Origin of the sequence: Actinoalloteichus sp. GBA129-24, from assembly GCF_001941645.1 — a bacterium.
Lineage (GTDB): Bacteria > Actinomycetota > Actinomycetes > Mycobacteriales > Pseudonocardiaceae > Actinoalloteichus_A > Actinoalloteichus_A fjordicus.
This window is the reverse complement of record NZ_CP016077.1, coordinates 1,857,118-1,875,669: the sequence shown is the minus strand read 5'-3', so window position 1 is coordinate 1,875,669 and position 18,552 is coordinate 1,857,118. Positions and strand designations below refer to the sequence as shown.

General features: G+C 69.6%; 18 protein-coding genes. 7 read left to right on the top strand and 11 right to left on the bottom strand.

What is annotated here, in order from left to right; all coding sequences use genetic code 11:
• Positions 1-120 precede the first annotated feature (120 nt).
• The 4 genes from UA75_RS08525 to dut form a co-directional block, all read right to left on the bottom strand.
• Positions 121-921, bottom strand: coding sequence for a DUF3159 domain-containing protein (locus UA75_RS08525; protein WP_198044239.1), 801 nt, complete (start codon positions 919-921; stop codon positions 121-123).
• Positions 918-1,298 carry an OB-fold nucleic acid binding domain-containing protein gene (locus UA75_RS08520; RefSeq protein WP_075739790.1) on the bottom strand — a complete coding sequence of 127 codons (381 nt, stop codon included), beginning with the start codon at positions 1,296-1,298 and terminating at the stop codon, positions 918-920. The genes UA75_RS08525 and UA75_RS08520 overlap by 4 nt, the downstream gene beginning before the upstream one ends.
• A 122-nt stretch (positions 1,299-1,420) precedes the next feature.
• Complete coding sequence (locus tag UA75_RS08515) at positions 1,421-2,116, bottom strand: DUF3710 domain-containing protein (RefSeq protein ID WP_075739789.1); 696 nt, start codon at positions 2,114-2,116, stop codon at positions 1,421-1,423.
• Positions 2,117-2,119: 3 nt separating this feature from the next.
• Complete coding sequence (gene dut, locus UA75_RS08510; protein ID WP_075739788.1) at positions 2,120-2,623, bottom strand: dUTP diphosphatase; 504 nt, start codon at positions 2,621-2,623, stop codon at positions 2,120-2,122.
• Positions 2,624-2,647: 24 nt separating this feature from the next.
• Here dut and UA75_RS08505 point away from each other — a divergent pair, with 24 nt between their 5' ends.
• Positions 2,648-3,238, top strand: coding sequence for a DUF3093 domain-containing protein (locus UA75_RS08505; protein ID WP_083683031.1), 591 nt, complete (start codon positions 2,648-2,650; stop codon positions 3,236-3,238).
• Between the two features lie 124 nt (positions 3,239-3,362).
• On the opposite strand, the gene UA75_RS08500 is transcribed toward UA75_RS08505, so the two are convergent.
• Positions 3,363-3,665 carry a DUF4193 domain-containing protein gene (locus tag UA75_RS08500; protein WP_075739787.1) on the bottom strand — a complete coding sequence of 101 codons (303 nt, stop codon included), beginning with the start codon at positions 3,663-3,665 and terminating at the stop codon, positions 3,363-3,365.
• A 547-nt stretch (positions 3,666-4,212) separates the two neighbouring features.
• Between UA75_RS08500 and cei the strand changes: the two genes are divergently transcribed.
• A complete protein-coding gene (gene cei, locus UA75_RS08495; protein WP_083683030.1) occupies positions 4,213-4,923 on the top strand; it encodes an envelope integrity protein Cei in 711 nt (236 codons plus the stop codon).
• A 525-nt stretch (positions 4,924-5,448) separates the two neighbouring features.
• On the opposite strand, the gene UA75_RS08490 is transcribed toward cei, so the two are convergent.
• Positions 5,449-6,303: an inositol monophosphatase family protein gene (locus tag UA75_RS08490; protein ID WP_232237678.1), complete on the bottom strand. Its 855-nt coding sequence runs from the start codon at positions 6,301-6,303 to the stop codon at positions 5,449-5,451.
• Between the two features lie 156 nt (positions 6,304-6,459).
• Here UA75_RS08490 and ppgK point away from each other — a divergent pair, with 156 nt between their 5' ends.
• From ppgK to UA75_RS34400, 4 genes are all read left to right on the top strand, one after another.
• Positions 6,460-7,221, top strand: coding sequence for a polyphosphate--glucose phosphotransferase (gene ppgK / locus UA75_RS08485; protein WP_075739785.1), 762 nt, complete (start codon positions 6,460-6,462; stop codon positions 7,219-7,221).
• A gap of 194 nt (positions 7,222-7,415) precedes the next feature.
• On the top strand, positions 7,416-8,819 hold the full coding sequence (locus UA75_RS08480) for an RNA polymerase sigma factor (RefSeq protein ID WP_075739784.1): 1,404 nt from the start codon (positions 7,416-7,418) through the stop codon (positions 8,817-8,819).
• 235 nt (positions 8,820-9,054) lie between these two features.
• Positions 9,055-9,801, top strand: coding sequence for an SDR family oxidoreductase (locus UA75_RS08475; protein WP_075739783.1), 747 nt, complete (start codon positions 9,055-9,057; stop codon positions 9,799-9,801).
• Between the two features lie 359 nt (positions 9,802-10,160).
• The gene (locus UA75_RS34400) at positions 10,161-10,340 is read left to right on the top strand and encodes a hypothetical protein (protein WP_075739782.1); all 180 of its coding nucleotides are present in this window, start codon (positions 10,161-10,163) and stop codon (positions 10,338-10,340) included.
• A 134-nt stretch (positions 10,341-10,474) separates the two neighbouring features.
• Here UA75_RS34400 and UA75_RS08465 read toward each other — a convergent pair whose 3' ends face one another.
• From UA75_RS08465 to UA75_RS08450, 4 genes are all read right to left on the bottom strand, one after another.
• Positions 10,475-11,638: an ROK family protein gene (locus tag UA75_RS08465; protein WP_075739781.1), complete on the bottom strand. Its 1,164-nt coding sequence runs from the start codon at positions 11,636-11,638 to the stop codon at positions 10,475-10,477.
• A gap of 8 nt (positions 11,639-11,646) precedes the next feature.
• On the bottom strand, positions 11,647-13,086 hold the full coding sequence (locus tag UA75_RS08460; protein ID WP_083683027.1) for a sugar ABC transporter permease: 1,440 nt from the start codon (positions 13,084-13,086) through the stop codon (positions 11,647-11,649).
• Between the two features lie 103 nt (positions 13,087-13,189).
• Positions 13,190-13,969, bottom strand: a complete 780-nt coding sequence (locus UA75_RS08455; protein WP_075739780.1) for an ATP-binding cassette domain-containing protein — start codon at positions 13,967-13,969, stop codon at positions 13,190-13,192.
• A 77-nt stretch (positions 13,970-14,046) separates the two neighbouring features.
• On the bottom strand, positions 14,047-15,168 hold the full coding sequence (locus tag UA75_RS08450; RefSeq protein ID WP_075739779.1) for a sugar ABC transporter substrate-binding protein: 1,122 nt from the start codon (positions 15,166-15,168) through the stop codon (positions 14,047-14,049).
• 348 nt (positions 15,169-15,516) lie between these two features.
• Between UA75_RS08450 and UA75_RS08445 the strand changes: the two genes are divergently transcribed.
• A complete protein-coding gene (locus tag UA75_RS08445; RefSeq protein ID WP_198042967.1) occupies positions 15,517-16,323 on the top strand; it encodes an FkbM family methyltransferase in 807 nt (268 codons plus the stop codon).
• Positions 16,324-16,602: 279 nt separating this feature from the next.
• On the opposite strand, the gene UA75_RS08440 is transcribed toward UA75_RS08445, so the two are convergent.
• Positions 16,603-18,351 (bottom strand): DEAD/DEAH box helicase, encoded by a 1,749-nt coding sequence (locus UA75_RS08440; RefSeq protein WP_075743555.1) that lies wholly within the window; start codon positions 18,349-18,351, stop codon positions 16,603-16,605.
• Positions 18,352-18,552 lie beyond the last annotated feature (201 nt).

Here is an 18,552-nt window from a genome sequence, read left to right as displayed (position 1 = left end):
CCCGGCGGCCTCGACCCATGGTGATCAAGGTGGACCGCCAAGGGCCGTGGCGAGCGGGCGACCGGCGCGACACGCGGGTTCTCCCGAACCTGGTTCGGCCTGCTCGGCGACAGGCGGCCGTCACTGCTCCGGTGTCGCCCGGCGTCCTGCATCAGCGGCGGTGTTCTGTGCCGCGTCGTCGACGACCGCCGCCGGGGACCCCTGCACGGCCGCCGCCTCGGTCTCGGCCTGCCGGACAGCCGTCTGCTCGAGGATTCGACCGGATCGCCGCACGGCCCAGATGGTGACCAGGACCGCGATCGCGGTGAGCGGCGTGCCCATCGCGATGCGGGCCACCCCGAGCCAGCCCGTCTCGTCGGCGTCGTAGAGCTGGTTCTGCACGACATACCGGGCGATGAAGAAGACGGTCCACACGATCGTGGCGATGTCGTAGGGCAGGCGGGCCTTGGGCACCTTCCGCCAGGCGAAGCCGGAGCCGTTGAGCGCGGACCAGACCACGCCCACCAGCGGCCAGCGCACGAGCAGCGAGATCAGGAAGGCACCGCCGTAGATCAGACTCGCCCAGATCCCGAACAGGAAGAATCCCCGTGCCTCGCCCGTGCGATAGGCGATGAAGGCACAGATCGCCACGCCGAAGATGCCCGACACGGCGGGTTGGATGGTCTGCTTACGGACGGCCCGCCAGATCCCGATTCCCACCGCCGAGCCGACCGCTGCCCAGATCGCAGGCGTCAGGCTGGTGAGCGAGTTGATGAGAACGAAGACGATGACCGGGATGACCGAGGCGAGAAGGCCTGGAATCCCGCCCATCTGCTCCAGCATCGTCGGGGTGGGCGGCTCCTCGCCCTGGTCCTGGCTCGCGTACGTCCTACGTGCTCGGCCGTCATCGCCGTGCGTGGTCTGAGTTCCGGGTTCCGTCATCCGCTCGTCTGCAACTCGTAGTAGGGGTTGTAGAGCACCTTCTGCCCGTCTCGTTCCGAGATCCGCCCCCAGGCGCGCAGGGTTCGTCCCGGCTCGATGCCGGGGATGCGGCGTCGACCCAGCCAGATCAGCGTCACGCCCTCCGTCCCGTCGAACAGTTCGGCCTCCAACGTGGGCGTCGTGTCCGTGGGGCACAGCGCCACGGACCTGAGTCGACCGAGGACGGCCGCCTCCTCACCAGAGCAGCAGTCGCCGACCTTGCGACAGCCGGACGCCGCCGATCGACTGGCGAGTTCGTCCGCATCGAGCTGCTCCTCGTCGGAGGTGAACCGTCGAACCAGGCGACGCCAGTAGCCGTCACCCCGACTGGAAGTCATCGCACGCTCCAGTGCAGTAGCAGCGGACCGGCGTCCCGGTCCGCTTCCCAGCGTAACCACGAACCGGCCCACGAAAGACCAGCGTGACTCATCTGGGCAGATAACACCAACCATCCAGTGGCTCAGCGGCCGGCTTGCCTACGCTGAGCAATACCGGACTGCTCTTGATGAATCTGCGTCTGCTGGGTGCGTGCGGTCGCCTCCTGCTGAGCCTTGGCCTGTTCGAGATGACGAGAGAGCTGCTCTGGAAGGGTGATGGGCAGCGGCGTCCGCACCGGCATCGGGTTGGTGCCGCGGACCACGACCGTGTCGCGAACCACGTCGTACAGGACTCGAGCCAACTGCGGAGCGTGATCGGTCGGGCCGGTGGCGACGCCGCGCAGCAGCCAGCGAGGCCCGTCGACGCCGATGAACCGCAAGGTCACCTTCGGCGACGCCGCGATCAGTTCGGTGGACCACTCACCCTGCTCCTTGCGGACCCGCGTGCCGTCCTTGCCCAACTGCTCGGCCAGCTCGTGCTTCACCTCGCCCCACAGCCCCGCACTGCGCGGGGCGGCGAACGCGCTCACGGTGAGCCTGCCCATCCCGGTGACCAGGTGCACCGCGCGCACCGGTCCGGACGGATCGAGCTCGACCTGGAGCTGTGCGCCGCTGGGCACCGGAATCCGGACCGAGCCGAGATCCAGTCGGCTCAACTCGTCATTCGGCGCCTCGTGCTCGTCGAAGGGACCCGACTCGACGACGTCGGGCTCCTCCTCCGACGTCTCGTCGGCACCTCGGCCATGTCTGGACTCCCGACGGCGGCCCCAACCGAACATGTGTCAAACCTCCGTCTCTGGTCGGATGCCGGCAGGCCCCGACACGTCGAGCAGTGCATGTCCACCGGTCGAGCCGTAACCGCCTGCGCCTCGTTCCGAAACAGGCAGTCCGGCGACGTCGGCGACCTCACGGAACACCGCGTGCTCCACTCGTTGCACCACCAGTTGCGCGATCCGATCCAGCCTTCGCAGCAGGATCGGGTGACGTGGGTCGTGATTGATCAGGCACACCCTGATCTCACCTCGATACCCGGAGTCAATGGTGCCAGGAGTGTTGACCACGCTGAGTCCGACACGAGCAGCGAGCCCGGAACGGGGATGAACTAATCCGACGAAACCGACAGGCAGGGCGATGGAGACTCCGGTGCCGACCACGATCCGCTCGCCCGGCGCCAACGACACGTCGCTGGTCGTCACCAGGTCGACCCCGGCATCACCGGGCTGCGCGTATCGGGGGACGGGCACATCGGGATCGACTCTGGCCAACAACACCTCGACGGCAGCCACGAGCGGCGAGACTACTCTGGCCGCGTGACGGACAGCGCGGGTACGGCCCTCTCCGAGGTCGCGGCGACACGCGACCCCCACGACACGGTTGAATCGCTCTTCCGGGAGCGGCTGAGCGTGAGCTGGTGGGGCTGGCCACTGCCACTGCTCGGCGCGTCGCTGCTGGCGATGCAGGTGCACATGGGCCATCCGGGAGTCCGTGCCTGGCTGCCCTACGCGGTGCTCGTCCCGCTGGCCGTGGTCGGCATGGTGTGGCTCGGCCGCGTTCGGGTGGGGTTGGACAAGCAGGTGCTGCGAGTCGGTCGAGCACACCTGCCGCTGCGCTTCATCGGCGAGGTCGAGATCGTCACCAAGGACCAGAAGCGCAAGGCGCTCGGCCCGGAACTCGATCCGGCGGCGTTCGTGATGCATCGAGGCTGGGTGGGTCCGATGCTCTGGGTGGAGCTGACCGACCCCGACGATCCGACGCCGTACTGGCTGTTCAGCGTCCGGGACCCGGAACGGCTGCAGGCGCTGCTCGTGGCGGCGCAGCAGGCACAGGCGGACACCTTGACCGGCTCGCGGTCCGGCGACGACTCCGAGGCCGCCGATGACGGCACGACGCGACGTCCCTGATTCGCGACGCGGGGGGCAGACGAATACGGCACCGGAGTCCTGCCCCGGTGCCGTTGCCGTCTCGATCTTCTCTTCTTCTCTGACATCGCCGTCCCACGGGCGTTCCCGCCCGGGACTGCCGCCCTCAGAAGGCGCAGTCTCGGCAGACGTACTGGCCGTCCCGCTGGTTGGCGAGCCTGCTGCGGTGGTGCACGAGGAAGCACCGTGAACAGGTGAACTCGTCTGCCTGCTTGGGCAGCACCTTCACCGTGAGCTCTTCGCCGGACAGGTCTGCGCCTGGCAGCTCGAAGTTCTCGGCGCTGTCCGACTCGTCGACGTCGACTACTGCGGACTGCGCCTCGTTACGCCGTTGCTTCAGCTCTTCGAGCGAGTCCTCGGCGAGCTCATCGGCCTCACTACGTCGTGGAGCGTCGTAGTCGGTCGCCATCGTGTTTCACCCCTGCGATCAACGGAGACATGTTTCATGTCGCTGGAGAACGTCCCAGCTCCCCAATTCGTGCCCACCTCCGTCAGTGACGGAGGTCTCGATCCACCCGATTGCGGGTGACTCGGCGCTCGGAATCACTCCGATCCACCGCGACGATCCCACGCTGCGGAATCGCCTCGCCACCCGTTGTCATCGAGCTCGTCATACCGGGACGTCGCTGCCCCTGCGGCGGGGCGAGGGTAGCCCACGGTGAAGCGGATCGCGCACCGGGTCACCCAACGGGCCGCATCCGATCGCCGCCCGCGCCGCCACGAGGCGCCGCAAACCGCTCTCACCAGCGTGTTCCCGCATGACGCCGACCTCAACAACCTGAGGTGGCCGTGCATTCCCCGGCTACCGGACAGAGCCAGGACACGAAGTGAGGTCAAGGTCGACACGAACGGCCCAGCCGTGGCGCGCGAGCATTCGGCAGGACATAGGCTTAGGACATTCCGAAGCCCGCCCGCCCCCTGCGGCGGGCTCGCCTGAACGGGGAGGCCGGGAGACCGTGGCTGAGGGCAGCGCTGGTTCTGGTGGACGGGTGCCCAGGTACCGGCGACGGAGACCGCTTCCCGCCCTGATCCTTCTTGCGATCCTGGGCGTGCTGGCGGGCTATGTGTGGACCCAGGTGCTTGCTCAGGCCGATGACATCGAGGCGGCCACTCGGTGCAATCCACCCTCGGCGCTGGCCACCGAGGACGAGTCGGAGCCCGCACCCGAACCCGGTGACGTGCGCGCCAGAGACGCGCTCGATCGCACCGACCCGCTGCCTCCAGAACAGGTTCGCGTCTCGGTCGTCAACGCCAGCGGCGCACGCAATCAGGCGACGCTGGTGGCGACCGAACTGGCCGACTTCGGCTTCGCACAGGAGAACTCGCCCGCGAACGATCCGGTCTATCCGGCGGAGGACATGGCCTGCTACGGCCAGATCCGCTACGGCCAGAACAGTGCAGGCATGGCCAGGACGCTGAGCCTGGCGGTGCCCTGCGCGGAGCTGGTCGACGACGGCCGGGAAGGACAGCACGTGGACCTGGCGGTCGGCGACCGCTTCACCGAGGTGAGCCCCAACGCCCACACCCGGGAGATCTTCGACGTCCTCGCCGGCTGGCAGATGGAGCAGACCGGCGACGGCGGCGAACAGAGCGAGGGCGGGGGCGAGGGCGAGGTGCCCGAGGTCTCCGACGAGCTCCTCACCGCCGCTCGCGACGTGCACTGCTGACACCTCGCCGACCCGACACGGCAGGCACGACCAGTCGCATTCGAGGCCCGCGCGTCGGACGTGGCGCGGGCCGAGAACACGCACTCCCCGAAACGGGCGCCCTCGGGCGTGCTCGGCCCCATCAGACCCCTTCGGGTGACGAAGTAGCACCCGCCGGGGGACAGCGTCAGCCAGCCCTGCCCGCCGCCGACGACGGAGGCGGAGGCAGAGGCGGCGCCAGGAAGACGACGATGCTCTCGGGCCGATGGAATCCGCCGGGCTCTGCGGCTCCCCTGCACAGCTGAGGGGGACTGCCCTGCCTCGACGGCAGGCGGGGGCCGCGACGGTTCCGTGGGGCTCTCCTGCGCTTCGAGTCGCAGCGCTTCGAGCCGTCGCACTCGCGGGTACATCGGACGTGCCGCACACCCACGGAATGCCACAACGCCGCGAGCCGCACCCGCACGCTGTCTGCACCCGAGCGGCGGGCCGGACGGGCCGCACGCCCTCGGCGGGCGACACCGTCCGGACCGACGGCGGCCCTGCCGCTCAGACCCTCGCGAATCCCGCGTCGCCGATGGTCTTCCAGAGCTGGTCGGCGATGCCGGGGGCAGCGGCGAACATGAGATCGGCAGGCATGCCGTCCGCCGTCTCGGGCTCCACCGGCAGTCGGACGATCGCGCCTGCCTCCTCGGCGATCAGGGCGCCCGCCGCCCAGTCCCACCGGTTGAGCCCGTGTTCGACATATCCGTCCACCCAGCCCGCCGCGACCGCGCACAGATCGAGCGAGGCCGCGCCTGCTCGGCGGATGTCGCGCACCCTGGGCAGCAGAGCCGCGACCGCCCGTGCCTGCCGCTCGCGGCGGTCCACGGAGTAGGCGAAGCCCGTGGCCACCAGCGAGAGTTCGATCCGCGTGGCGGCGGAGACGTGGAGCGCCACACCGTTCAGCTCGGCCCCCTCCCCGAGCGCGGCGCTCCAGACCCGCCCGGTCATCGGCTCGACGACCGCGCCCGCCACCGACCGCCCGCCCAGCTGCGCGGCGACCGAGACCCCGAACCAGGGAAAGCCGTAGAGGTAGTTGACCGTGCCGTCGATCGGATCGAGGACCCAGCAGAGCCGGTCGGGCTCCGGGGTGCCGCCGCCCTCCTCCTCGCCGAGGATCGCATCGCCGGGCCTGCGCAGGGCGAGCTCGTCCCGGAGCAGTCGCTCGGCGGCCCGATCCGCCTCGGTCACGACGTCGGTGCTGGTGCTCTTGGTCTCCACCCCGCCCGAGTAGACGCTCGGACCGCCTCGCAGGCTCCGGGCCAGCTCGGCCGCGTTGCCCGCCACCTCGATCGCGATGCGACGCAGCTCAGCCGGGCTCGCCGATGGAATCCGATGTTCGTCTTCTCCTTGATGTGCCACCCGTCCATCCGACCACATCACGGCGACGACGGCGCCGGACGCGGCAGAGGCAGGCGCACTGCCTGCGCCAACTGGCTCACCACAGACTCACCATCCTCAGGGATTATGTCCTAAGGTCTCCCCACCATTACTGAATCGAGAAGGAAGGACCTCGGGATGGGCGGCGCTACCCGCGGTTTCGGCATTGACATCGGCGGTTCCGGGATCAAGGGATGTCTGGTCGATCTGGAGGCGGGATCTCTCGAGGGGGAACGACTGCGTATCCCCACTCCACAGCCGTCCCGGCCCGAGGCCGTGGCCGAGGTGGTCGCGGAGATCACCACGGCCTTCAAGTGGGAGGGGCCGATAGGCGTCACGCTGCCCTGCGTCATCGCCGACGGCATCGCGCGCAGCGCGGCCAACGTCGACGACGCCTGGATCGGCACCGACGCCAGAGCCCTGTTCGCGAACCGCCTGGACCGGTCCGTCGACGAGATCGTCGTGCTCAACGACGCCGACGCGGCGGGAACCGCCGAGATGATGCTCGGGGCGGGAGTCGGCCACCGCGGTCTGGTGGTCGTGCTGACCTTCGGCACCGGGATCGGCAGCGCCATGTTCCTCGACGGCAGACTCGTGCCGAACACGGAGTTCGGCCATCTGGAGGTCGACGGCTTCGACGGGGAGAAGCGCGCCGCGGCGTCGGTCAAGGACGACGAGGACCTCACCTACGAGGAGTGGGCCAAGCGAGTCGACCGCTACATCCACGCGTTGGAGAAGGTGATCTGGCCGGACCTGATCATCGCGGGCGGCGGTGTCAGCAAGAAGGCCTCCCGCTGGCTGCCGCTGTTGGACGCGCGCACGCCGATCGTGGCGGCTCATCTGAAGAACGACGCGGGCATCGTCGGAGCCGCCTCCGCCGCCTGCAACGGCGACGATTAGGCGGCCTACGACGCATGATGCGCCCGTCTGGGGGCTCGCACTGAGTTCCCCAAGCCGGATATGTCGTTACAATGGAACGCATACCCGGCCAGCTGCCCCCAGTGAGCTGGCAGAACGGGTGATTCCCCGAACATCTGGCGGCCGAGGTTCGCGACCTGCGGCCTGCCGTGATCGATCGTCGCGAAAGGGCGTACGTGGCAGCCGCAGAAACCGCAACCCGACGCTCCAGCTCCGCCGCCGCAGGCGGCGCCAAGTCGACGACGGCCACGCCGGCGCAGGCGGCCGCGAAGCTTGACGCCGACTCGGCCGCGAAGAAGCCGACCCCAGTCAGGAGGACCTCGACGACCAAGTCGGCGGGCGGGACTTCCAAGGCCCCGGCGAAGAAGGCAGCGCCGGGCACGAAGAAGGCACCCGCAAGGACCACCACCACTCGGGCCAAGAAGGGCTCCGCCAAGGGCGAGGAGCCGAACGAGGGCATGGAGCTCGACGAGGCCGTCGAGCTCGACCCGGCGCCCGGCAGCGACGACCTGGTCGAGGTCGCGGCGGATCTCACCGACGACATCACCGAGGTCGAGGCCACCAGCGAAGAGGTGGCCAAGGCCAACAGCAGTGACTTCGTCTGGGACGAGGAGGAGTCCGAGGCCCTGCGTCAGGCACGCAAGGACGCGGAGCTCACCGCCTCGGCCGACTCGGTTCGCGCCTACCTCAAGCAGATCGGCAAGGTGGCGCTGCTCAACGCCGAAGAGGAGGTCGAACTCGCCAAACGGATCGAGGCAGGCCTCTACGGCGCCGAGCGGCTGCGCAAGGCCGAGGAGGAGGACGAGAAGCTCTCCCCCCAGATGCGGCGCGATCTGCGCTGGATCGTCCGGGACGGCGAGCGGGCCAAGAGCCACCTGCTGGAGGCCAACCTCCGGCTGGTCGTCAGCCTCGCCAAGCGCTACACCGGCCGAGGCATGGCGTTCCTCGACCTGATCCAGGAGGGCAACCTCGGTCTGATCCGGGCCGTCGAGAAGTTCGACTACACCAAGGGCTACAAGTTCTCCACGTACGCCACCTGGTGGATCCGGCAGGCGATCACGCGAGCGATGGCCGACCAGGCACGCACCATCCGGATTCCGGTGCACATGGTCGAGGTCATCAACAAGCTGGGTCGCATCCAGCGCGAGCTGCTTCAGGACCTGGGCCGAGAGCCCACGCCGGAGGAGCTCGCCAAGGAGATGGACATCACGCCCGAGAAGGTGCTGGAGATCCAGCAGTACGCTCGGGAGCCCATCTCGCTGGATCAGACCATCGGCGACGAGGGTGACTCGCAGCTCGGTGACTTCATCGAGGACTCGGAGGCCGTGGTCGCGGTCGACGCCGTCTCGTTCACCCTGTTGCAGGACCAGCTCCAGTCCGTGCTCGCCACGCTGTCCGAGCGGGAGGCAGGCGTGGTGCGCCTGCGGTTCGGCCTGACCGACGGTCAGCCGCGCACGCTGGACGAGATCGGCCAGGTCTACGGCGTCACGCGGGAGCGCATCCGGCAGATCGAGTCGAAGACGATGTCCAAGCTTCGGCACCCGTCCCGGTCCCAGGTACTTCGCGACTACCTGGACTGATCGGACGGCCTGCCCGGCCAGGACGAACCGGAACAGAGCAACGACCGCGGCTCCGAGTCGACTTCGACTCGGAGCCGCGTCGCGTTCGGCGCCCCGTCCGATCGCATGCCTGCTCGCCCCCGCGCCCCCTCGTCGGACCCGGTCGCCGAACATCCCCGCCTCGTGTCGCGCAGAAGCGGGGACCGACCGTCGCGAGTACGGCGAGTCACCCCAAGCCGAACGCCGGAGGATGCGGATGAACCAGGTCACGATCGTCACCGGCGGCGGCCGGGGAATCGGTGCGGCGACGGCCCGCAGACTCGGCGAGGCCGGTCATCGCGTCTGCGTGGGTTACCGACAGGACTCGCGGTCCGCCTTCGAGGTCGTGGCCGCCGTCGAGCGGCACGGTCAAGCGGCGTGTGCGGTCCGCGTGGACACCTCGATCGAGAAGGACGTGGAACGGCTCTTCGACGAGGCCACGGCGATCCTGGGGCCCGTTACCGGGCTCGTCAACAACGCCGGGGTGACCAGCACCGTCGGGCCGCTGGCCGAGCTGGATCCCGCCGCGCTCCGTCGAGTGTTGGACGTGAACGTCACGGGCGTCATCCTGTGCGCACGCAGGGCGGTGCGGGACATGTCCACCGAGCGAGGCGGCAGGGGCGGCGTGATCGTGAACATCTCCTCGGCCGCGGCCACGCTCGGCAGCCCCGGTGAGTACGTCCACTACGCCGCGGCCAAGGCCGCTGTGGACGCCTTCACCCTGGGGTTGGCCAAGGAGGTCGCGACGTCGGGAATCCGGGTCAACGCGGTGGCTCCGGGAACCGTGCACACCGAGATCCATGCGTCGTCCGGGGTGCCGGACCGGGCGGATCGGGTGGCCGCACGGATACCGATGGGGCGCGCGGGACGGCCGGCGGAGATCGCCACGACCGTCGAGTGGTTCTTCACCGAAGGCGCCTCGTATGTCACCGGCGCCGTCCTGCGGGTGGCGGGAGGGCTCTGATCAGCGTCCGATCGAGAACGACGGGCGACGACTGTAACCTATTCTGACCTGCCGGTCTTTATCTCGAATCGGGGATGAAGGCCCCACCGACCCACCGAAAGTCGACTGTGGGTGACAATCACGACACTCGCAGTGATTACTCGGGCAGACGCTAGGCCATCCGGGAAACGAAGGCTGCTGCAACCGGGTGTTAAGACGTGATCCGGCTCGCCGCGAGGCGCGGGAACACTGACGAGACGCCGAGCGTCTGTAAGAGTGGGTGGCAGCGAACACCACGGCCCGTCCATGACGGGCCTGCGGTGGACGCGGCAGGCCCGACGGCGTCGGAACCCCCGACCCGGGACGGAGGGAGAGGCAACATGACAGGAACGCTCACCCGCCCCGAGCTCACCGCTGCAGACCGCTGCGACCGCTGCGGGGCGGCAGCCCAAGTTCGCGCCGTCCTCCCCTCGGGTGGCGAGCTGCTCTTCTGCGGCCACCACGCGAGGGAGCATGAAACGCGTCTTCGTGAGCTGGCAGCCGACATTCAAGACGGCTGATACTCACTGCCGGATCTCGATCGCTCCGGGCGGGGTACCCACGACGGGTCCCCGCCCGGACTCATGTCCCCAGGTCTCAAGGTCCGCGTCGTCTCCCCTCGCCCGCTCTGCGGCCAGTCTGACCGGCCCGGCGGTCAGCTCGCCGCTATGACCCGTTCGAAGGCGAGTTCGGCCGCACCGAGCAGGCTCGCCTGGCCACCCAGCTCGGCGGGCCGGATGCGTACGGACCTGGCGGCGGCCCGGCCGACCAGGCTCCGGTCACGTGCTCGAGCCTCCACCCCCGCCAGCAGGTCGGGGGGCAGTGCGGCGAGCAGGCCGCCGAGCACGACGAGCTCCGGGGCGAGCAGATTCACGAGGTTGACCACTCCGACGCCGAGCCAGCCCGCGTACTCGTCGAGCCTGCCGTGCATCGTGTCCTGCTTCTCCGCGATCGTCCGCAGCTCGGCGACCAGGCGCCGTCGGGAGGCGTCGGCAGGCAGACCGAGTGCCCGGCTGAGGGCCTGTTCGCCCACCTCGGTCTCCCAGCAGCCTCGGCAGCCGCAGTAGCAGAGCCGCCCGCCCGGCCGCAGGACCATGTGTCCCACCTCGCCGACGTGACCGGTCGAGCCGCGCAGGGGCAGTCCACCGGTGATCACGCCGCCGCCGACGCCGATGTCGGCAGACAGGTAGACGACGTCGCCGACGCCCCGCGCCGCGCCGCGCCGGTGTTCCGCCAGGGCTCCGAGATCAGCATCGTTGCCGACCGCCACCGGAAGGTCGAGCGCCTCGCCGAGCAGCGTCCCCAGTGGCACCTCGGTCCAGCGGAGATTCGGCGCCTCGTGAACGAGCCCGTCGGCACGCCGCACGATGCCGGGCACCGACACCGCGACCTCGGCGGGTCGCAGACCGCCCAGGCTCAAGGCCTCCGCCACGGCGGCCACCCGTTCGATGACCACCGTGGGCTCGGTGTCCCCGCGTTGGACGGGACGGTGCCTCCCGACCAGGATGCGGCCGCCGAATCCGACGAGCGCGACGGTGATGCGCTCCACCGCGACGTCCACCGCCAGCACGCACAGCGACTCGGGCCGAGGCGAGACCAGCAGCGAGGGGCGGCCCGCCGTTCCGTTCGGCGCCACCGCCCGCTCGGTGACCAGTCCGGCAGCGGCCAGCCCGTCGACCAACGCCTTGATGGTGCTGCGGTTGAGGCCCAGCTCCGCGGCCAGCTCGGTGCGACTGCCGGCACCGAGTGTGTGCAGTCTGCGCAGCAGGGTGCTGCGATTGTGCCTGCGCACGCCGTCCGGACGGGCTCCGAGTGCCATGGGATCGACTACCGCCCCACGGCGGCGGCTCGTCGACGGGAGACGGCGTCGACGCTGGCGGCGAGCAGCAGTACCAGGCCGGTCACGATGGAGACCATGGCCGCCGACTGGCCGAGGAGGCCCAGGCCGTTGTCGATGGTGGCGATGACGGCACCGCCGATGACGGCGTCACGGACCCGGCCCTTGCCGCCGAACAGCGAGGTTCCGCCGATCACGGCCGCACCGACGGCGAAGAGCAGGGTGTTCCCGCCGCCTGCCTGGGGATCGACCGAGCCGACCTTCGAGGAATAGATGATCGCGCCGACGGCGGCGACGGTGGAGCACACCACGAACACGCTCATTCGCAGCTTCGCGACGTCGATGCCCGCCCGTCGCGCGGCCTCCCGGTTCCCACCGATGGCGTAGAGGTGCCTGCCGTACCGGGTGCGGTCCAGGACGAAGGTGCCGAGGACGAGCAGCACCAGCACGATCGGCACGACGTAGGGAACGCCTGCGATCTGGATGGTCTCGCTGTTGGACCGGTTGATCGTCAGCAGCCAGGTGGCCGACGCGCCGAGAGCGAGCACGGCGCCCACTCGCGTCAGCACCAGCGGCGTGGGCTGGGCGACGAGATCATGACGAAGCCGGTTGAAGTGGCGGATGAGCAGCAGCGCCGAGTATCCGCCCGCTGCGAGGACGAAGAGCAGCCAGCTTCCCCAGATCGGCAGGTTCCCGTTGGCCACCGAGAACATCACGTCGTTGCGCAGCCCCAGCGTGCCGCCCTGGCCGATCAGCTGAAGGACCACGCCGCCCCAGGCGAGGAACAGCGCCAGGGTCACCACGAACGCCGGGATGCCGACGCGGGCGACGAGGAAGCCGGTGATGCAGCCGATGGCGGCGCCGACGCAGATCGCGAGCAGCATCTCCAGCCACGGGTTGGCAGGCACGCCCAGCAGGACCAGGAGCAGCCCGAGGATCGCCATGGCCGCGCCTGCCCAGACCCGCATCACCAGGGCGAGTACGGCGGCGACGACCAGCCCGCCGCAGAAGACGGCGAAGACGGTGCCGCCCATGGCACCGAGCAGGTTGCCGCCCTCGACGAGGTGCAGGGCCATCACGGAGGCGGCCACTCCGGAGGCGGTGCCCGCAGACAGATCGATGTCGCCCATCAGCAGGACGAACACCAGGCCCATGGCGATCACCGCGGTGCCCGCGCCCTGGCTGAGCAGGTTCGCGAGGTTGCCCAGGGTCAGGAATCGGTCCGAGAGCAGCGCGAAGACGACGAAGAGCGTGGCCAGTCCGAGTAAGGCGGGCAGCGCACCGAGCTGGCCGCCGCGCAGCCGGGAGACATAGTCACGCAGCGCCCCTGCGGTGTCCCGTCGGGTGGTGTCGATGCCGAAGCCCTCGGCTGGCTGGTCCGTCGTGGTCGAGGCCGGGCTGGTAGACGAGGAGGCTGAGCCCTCTGTCATGTCGTCATCCTTGCGCGATGAGGGCGCCGCGCTGGCGGCGCTGCCGTGGTCGAGTGGCGAGGCAGGCTCGCGGGTCGACGACCCGCGTCCGGCAGGCTGAGATTCAGAGCGCGACGTTCTCCGGGCGACGCAGTCCGATGTCGCCGGATCGTCCTGCGGTGATCAGCTCGACCACCTGGCTGTTGTTCGTCTCCTTGACCGGCAGCTCCGCGACGAGCCTGCCCAGGTACAGGGTGGCGACCCGGTCGGCGACCTCGAAGACGTCGTTGAGGTTGTGGCTGATCAGGACGACGCCGAGACCCTGTTCGGCGAGCCTGCGGACCAGATCGAGCACTTGGCGGGTCTGGGCGACGCCGAGGGCGGCGGTCGGCTCGTCGAGCAGCACGACCCGGCTCTCCCAGAGCACCGCCTTGGCGATGGCGACGGTCTGGCGCTGACCGCCGGACAGCGAGGCCACCGGCGTACGGACCGAGGACACGGTGCGCACCGAGAGAGCCGACAGCGTGCTGCGCGCGGCCTTCTCCATGTCCGCCTCGTCGAGCAGGCCGCCGCGCAGCCGCTCGCGGCCGAGGAACATGTTCTGCACGATGTCGAGGTTGTCGGCCAGCGCGAGGTCCTGATAGACGACCTCGATGCCCAGCTCGGCCGCGTCCTTCGGATCGTTGATCCGCACCGGCCTGCCGTCGAAGAGGATCTCGCCGGAATCGATGGGGTGGATGCCCGCGATGGACTTGATCAGCGTCGACTTGCCCGCGCCGTTGTCGCCGACCAGCGCCGTGACCTGGCCGGGACGGACGACGAAGTCCACGTCGTGCAGGACGTGCACGGGTCCGAAGCTCTTGTTTACCGCGCGAAGTTCCAGGATCGGATCGCCTTCGGCCACGCCGACACACCTTTCGAGCCGTGAGGGAAGCCGCCGGAGGCCGCGCGTCGCGGCCTCCGGCGAGGATTGAGGACGGATCAGGAGATGCCCTGCTCGGAGCAGGCGTCGGCCACCTCGCCCGCGCAGAGGTCCTCGACCGACACCCATTCGTCGTCGACGACCTGCTGGACGTTCTCGCTGGTGACCAGGACCGGGTCGAGCAGCACCGAGGCGACCTCACGATCTCCCTCGGTGTCCGTGCTGACGTCGGAGGCCAACGCGTCGGCGGCCTCGGTATCGCCCTGGGCCAGCGGAACGGCCAGGTCGACCAGGGCCTGCGCCTCGGTGAAGACCGGCTTGTAGACGGTCATGCACTGGTCGCCGAGCAGGATGGACCGCAGTCCCTCCGGTGAGGCGTCCTGGCCAGTGACCGGCACCTCGCCCGCCAGACCCGCCTGCTGGAGGACCGTGATCACCGCGCCCGCCAGGCCGTCGTTGGCGGCCACGACACCGTCGACCTCGCCGCCGTTGCTGGTGAGGATCTGCTGGAAGGTCCGGCCGCCGACCTGGTTCTCCCACTGGTCGATCGGCTGGCTCTGGACCAGTTCGTACTCGCCCGAGTCGTACAGCGGCTGGAGGATCTCGCGCTGCCCCTCCTGGAAGAGGGTCGCGTTGCTGTCGGTCGGCGAGCCCTGGATCTCGATGATCTGCGCACCAGACTGGTCACCGAGACACTCGACGAGGCCCTCACCCTGCAGCCTGCCGACCTGGGTGTTGTCGAAGGACACGTAGTACTGGGCGTTGCCGCCGAGGGTGAGCCGGTCGTAGTCGATGGTGGGAATGCCCGCGGCCTCGGCCCGCTGCTGGACGGCCGCGCCGCTCTCGTTGCTGAGGTTGGTCAGTGCGAGGACGTCGACTCCGCGCTGGATCATCTGATCGGCGATCGTGGAGAACCGCTGGATGTCTCCCTGAGCGTTCTGGACGTCGGCCTCCACGCCTGCCTCGGCGAAGGCGCTCTCCAGATACGGCTTGTCGAAGCCCTCCCACCGGGCGGAGCTCTCCGTGTCGGGCAGGATGACGCCGACCACCAGGCCGGTGTCCGCCGCTCCGCCGCCGGTCGAACCGGTGTCCTCGGGCGTCTCGGACGCCTGGTTTGCCCCGCAGCCTGCGAGGACGAGAACCAATCCGCTGGTCAAGGCCAACATGCTCCTGACGCGCATGGCCTCCCCTTCTCTTCGTCGAGTACCGAGCGCAGCAGATCCTGCACTGAGGGTGGGGAAATGTTGTGCGCCACAACGTAACCCCCGAACGAGTGATAGGGAACACGTACGTGCCAGCAATCTGGCGAAGTCAGATCACGATCTGGCAAAACTCGACGCGATCAGCGGACGCGACTCACCCAGTTGGGGTCGAACCGCACAACCAGGACACGACAGTTGCGCCGGACGACCATGCGGCGGAGGCACGTCGCCTACGCTCTCCGTACGGTCCGCAGCAGCCCCGCACACGGCGGGCCCGACACCCTGCTTCCTCCAGATGCGTTCGGCAGCGAGACTCCGGAGACCAGATTGAGTGACCCAGCACCCCGCCTGCGGCCGGTCCCGCCCCTGCCGGAGAACTCCGGCGCCTTCGTGAACGGCCGGACGAGAAACCTCGTCAGAGTGCTGCGGTGGTTCGCGGGCCGGACGTCCTTCGTGGAGAAGGAGATCCTCGGTCTCGACGCGGTCGTCCGCCCGGGAGACACCTGCCTGGACATCGGAGCGGAGTACGGTCTCTACACCTATCAGCTGCTGCGACTCGTGGGTGCCCAGGGTGTGGTGCACACCGTCGAACCGCAGCCGAGCCTCGTCAAGGCCCTGCGGGTGGCGTTGCGCGGGCTCGGCGCACGCAACGCCCAGGTCCACGCGACCGCCGTCGGCGCGGACTCCGGCGCCGGTGTGCTCAGCCTGCCGCGCCGCAACGGGCTGCCGGTGCACGGACGTGCCTTCCTCACCACCGGCGCCAAGAACCACGGCCCGAACGCGGAGTTCGCGTCCAACCGGCCGATCCGAGTGCCTGTGACCACCGTCGACGAACTGTGCGCGCGTGAGGGTCTGTCCGAGGTCCATTTCATCAAGGCCGACGTCGAAGGCGCGGAACTGGCCCTGCTGGACGGAGCAGGCCGCGTGCTCAAGGAGAACCGGCCCGCACTGCTGCTGGAGATCGAGGACCGGCATCTGGCCAAGTTCGAGCACCGCGCCGAAGATCTCGTGGCCAGGCTCGCGACCCTGGACTACGTCCCCTACGTGTGGGAGGACGGCTGGCGGAAGACCGAGCAGGTCACCGAGCAGCACCGCAACTACCTGTTCACCGCGCGCCCCATCGCCGCCCGCTGATCCACCAGCACCGAAACGGCGGTCTGCCTCGCGCCCGCGCTGAATCGGCAGGCGGCAGCCGTCTCCCCCGACCCGGCTCAGGGGAGACGGCTCGGCTCTTCGACGCGCTCGGCGGGAATCCCGGCGGTCAGACTGGTCCCGTTGACCGCCGTCGCACGCCGACTCGCAGTCTCGCGACCGCACCGAACATCGGCACCGGCTCGAACACCGGCCGTCGACCGTCGGCGCGCACGGTCAGGAGGCGACAGCGTCAGGAGGCGAAGACAGTGCCGCCGCGACTCACCAGGAACGCAGAGTCGCGATGCGCTCTTCGAGCTGATCGATGGTGGCCATCGCGGTCGGCGGTCCGCCGCAGTACTTGCGCAGCTGGTTGTGGATCGCCCCGTGCGGCTTCTTGGTCCGGTGGTGATACAGGGCGACCAGTGTGTTCAGTTCCTTGCGCAGTTCGGCGAGCCGCTCCGTCGTGTTCCGGCTTCGCGCAGGCGCCGCGGGAGCCGGGGCCGCCGCCTTCTGAGCCTGACGGGCGGCGGCGGCGTCGAGCTGCTGTTCCTGCCGCTGCCGCAGCAGAGCCCGGACCTGATCCGGTTCGAGCAGTCCCGGCAGCCCCAGGTAGTCCTCCTCATCGGAGGTCGCGGCGAAGGCGGCCGTCCCGAACGACGAACCGTCGTAGATGAGCTGATCCAGCTCTGCCTCGGCGCCGAGGGAGGTGAACGCCTTCTCCTCCTCGCCGGGCTCGTCGCGCTGCCGGTTGGCCTCGGCCAGCAGTTCATCGTCCCAGCCGTTCTTCTCCCGATGCGGCTTGCCGATGACGTGATCCCGCTGGGCCTCGAGCTCGCTGGCCAGGTCCAGCAGCACCGGGACGCTGGGCAGGAACACGCTCGCCGTCTCCCTGGCCCCCGGCGGACCCGCCTTGGGCTTGCGAGCCCGGACGAACCGACCGATCGCCTGTGCGAAGAACAGCGGCGTCGAGGCGCTCGTGGCGTACACACCCACCGCGAGCCTGGGGACGTCGACGCCCTCGCTGACCATCCGCACCGCGACCATCCACCGGTCGTCGGAGAGGGAGAACTCGCCGATCCGGCTGGAGGCCTGCGGATCGTCGGACAGCACGACCACGGGCTCGACCCCCGTCATGGTGGCGAGAATCTTCGCGTAGGCCTTCGCCGAGACGTGATCCGAGGCGATCACCAGGGCGCCCGCGTCCGGCATCCCGCCTGCCCGGAGCTGGGAGAGCCGGGTGTCCGCTGCCTGCAACACGGCGGGAATCCATTCCCCCGCCGGGTCGAGCGCGGTACGCCAGGCGCGAGCGGTCTCCTCGGCGCTCAACGGCTCCCCGAGCCGGGCGACGTACTCGTCCCCCGCACTGGTACGCCAGCGAGCCTCACCCGAGTAGGCGAGGAACAGCACCGGCCGGACCACGCCGTCGCGCAGCGCCTCGGCGTACCCGTAGGAGTGATCGGCCTTGCTGCGCGGGGAGCCCTCGCCGTCCGGTTCGTAGGTGATGAACGGGATCGGCGTGTCGTCGCTGCGGAACGGGGTCCCGGTCAGGCCGAGCCGTCGAGCCGCCGGGGTGAAGGCCTCCCGGACGGCGTCGCCCCAGGACTTGGCGTCGCCCGCGTGGTGGATCTCGTCGAGGATCACCAGCGTCTTGCGCCGCTCGGTGCGCACCCGGTGCAGCGTCGGATGGGCCGCGACCTGGGCGTAGGTGACCGCGACGCCGTCGAGGTCCGCCGAGCTGGCCCCGGCCGCGTTGCGGAATGAGGAGTCCATCGCGATCCCCGCCGAGGCGGCGGACTGGGCCCACTGATGCTTCAGGTGCTCCGTCGGAGTCACCACGGTGACCCGCTCGATCACGCGATCGGCGAGCAGCTCGGCGGCGATGCGCAGACCGAAGGTGGTCTTGCCTGCTCCCGGAGTCGCCACCACCGTGAAGTCCTGCGGTGAATCCCGGAGATACCGGGTGATCGCCCGGCGCTGCCAGGCGCGCAACGGCCGCTCACGCGGATCGGCCGCAACCGGCGGATCCATGGTCGAGGAGACGACGAGGCCGTCCGACGGCGAGTGAGCCACGAGGTGCTGCACCTCCTTGCTGGGCGGGCGAGTCCGACTGCGGACAGACGAAGGCCCTCGTGACGGAGACTCCCGCGACGGCGTCGGGATCTCGAAGAGGGCAGCCGGCAGTTTACCCGTCTACGGTGTCGTCCGGCCGCCACCACGCAGCCATCGCAC